The organism is Vibrio sp. Y176, from assembly GCF_033438945.1.
In genome coordinates, this window is the sequence record NZ_JAWOQS010001203.1 from 1 (window position 1) to 515 (window position 515).

Annotated in this window: 1 protein-coding gene; it reads left to right on the forward strand. The window is 46.0% G+C overall.

What is annotated here, in order from left to right; genetic code table 11:
• The coding region (locus R7O13_RS30990; protein ID WP_318305742.1) for a DNA gyrase C-terminal beta-propeller domain-containing protein at positions 1-515 on the forward strand (515 nt) is incomplete at both ends.

The window sequence follows — 515 nt, forward strand, 5'->3', positions numbered from 1 at the left end:
GTAGTCGTAACTCTATCTCACGAAGGTTACGTTAAGTACCAAATCCTAAGCGACTACGAAGCACAGCGCCGTGGTGGTAAAGGTAAGAGTGCAACTCGAATGAAAGATGAAGACTACATTGAACGTCTTCTAGTGGCGAATACCCACGACAACATTCTATGTTTCTCTACTCGCGGTAAGACTTACCGTCTGAAAGTTTACCAATTGCCACTAGCGAGCCGTACTGCACGTGGTAAACCGATCGTGAACATCCTTCCATTGGAAGATGGTGAGCGTATCACTGCAATTCTTCCGGTTGATGAGTTCTCAGCAGACAAGTTCATCTTCATGGCAACTGGCGACGGTACCGTTAAGAAGACTTCTCTAGACCAGTTTGCAAACGTACGTTCAAACGGTCTAATTGCGGTGAACCTACGTGATGACGATTCTCTAATCGGCGTTGGTATCACAACGGGTTCAAGCGACATTATGCTGTTCTCTAAAGCAGGTAAAGTTGTTCGCTTTAGCGAGGACAA